We start from the raw sequence: 1,623 nt of genomic DNA on the forward strand, positions 1-1,623 counted from the left end.
TCATCAATGCAAGTACATGTACCAGCTATTGGCACAGGTGAAGCACTTTATGGCGACGGCATCACCGTATCCTGGCTCAGGTCATGGGATGGCAAAAAAGACTCACAATTAGGATCAGCTATTTAGGACCTATTAAATAGACTTTCCCAGCGGGCGGTTCCATTGAAGTCTTTACTACTCATGCTCTTAACAGTCGCCCAATCAAAATGCTTAGTCCAAAGAATTAGTCTCAGTATCAAAAACCGTCATTTAAAAGTTACAAGATAGTATGGTTTTTGCCTGGAAGAAATTTGTCTCCAAGACAAAAAAAATAAATAATTAACTTCAAATACAAACACTTAAAATCAAAATCAAAATCAAGTTGACTGGAGAAAACAAGAATTAATAAACAGATAAAGAAGTTAAATAGCTGTAACGATTGGAGATAAAAAGCTATTCTAGTGTGAGGACTACCTTATTAGGCATGCACGGAATAAGCAACTAGTTGAACTAAAAGAACTTACTGATATTCAAATATTTTGTTCATATTTTCATGAAAAACTTGAAGATCGTTAAAAGGGTCTTTAAACGAGTTCACTGCTCATTTCCCATGCAAAAAGTTAAGAAAACCGCCTTTGGTTACAGGTATTTAAAATACAGTCTAATAAGGTTTAGGGATGCCGAAGACCCAAAGGATATAGAATACTATTCATAGTATAAAATTATTTAGACACATTAGTAGTACCTGTTTAGTGATTTTTATTTATTCGCACAAACGATTGAGACAAGCGACTCAAGACGGAGATGGTGAGAACTTACTATTATGAAAGAGATACGAATGCCTGCTGACGCCACAGTCACTTCAATTGAAGGGTCAGCAATAGAAAAATTAGAACAAGGTTCACGCACAATTCAAGTAGGTGATTTTCTCACCAAAGGCGTCATTATTGTCCTTAATGACGACGCGCGAATAGAGTTTTCGGGTGAAAGCGGCAGTCGTTTCCTCTACGTAGATGGTGAGTTGGAAGCGCCATCTGAAATTTCTAGCGACTCTATAAGCCAGGACGCTCAAGAACAAAGCGACCAAGATATTGGCCAAATTATAGAAGCGATTCAATCGGGACAGGATCCAACCCTCAACGAAGATAATGCTACAGCTGCTGGTACATCTGCCAATAGTTTAGGTGGTCACAGCTTTATCTCCCTTTCTCGTATAGGCAACGAGACCATTTCAAGTGCAGGATTTAATACATCAGCACTCACGCAAGCGATTAGAGACACTCAGGATAGAGAAGCAATCTTTCAACAAATTGATACTGCTATCCCAAGCTCTCCGACAATAGTCATAACTGAAGATATCAATAACGACAGCTATATAAACAATACTGAATTGGTCGGTAATATAGGTATCATCGTTTTATTGGGTGTAGGCACTGAGGTAGGTGATTTCCTGGTGGTCACCGATCAGGATGGCAATGAACTGTTTAACGGCACCGTGACTCAGGATATGCTGGATGACGGCGTGCCGGTCACCATGACCGCCCCGGCCACTGGCACCACCATCACAGTGACCGCCACCGTGACCGACCCGGCGGGCAACACCGCCAATGGCAGTGACAGTGCGACACTGGATTACGGCGACAG

1 protein-coding gene and 1 pseudogene are annotated in these 1,623 nt (G+C 41.2%); both read left to right on the plus strand.

From position 1 onward, the window contains the following. Nucleotides 1–112: pseudogene (locus GMA8713_RS28355) on the plus strand (IS630 family transposase); the annotation flags it as partial. 705 nt (nucleotides 113–817) lie between these two features. Further along, the coding region (locus GMA8713_RS25630) for a retention module-containing protein (RefSeq protein ID WP_198159593.1) at nucleotides 818–1,623 on the plus strand (806 nt) is incomplete at its 3' end.

Origin of the sequence: Grimontia marina (assembly GCF_900060185.1) — a bacterium.
Lineage (GTDB): Bacteria > Pseudomonadota > Gammaproteobacteria > Enterobacterales > Vibrionaceae > Enterovibrio > Enterovibrio marinus.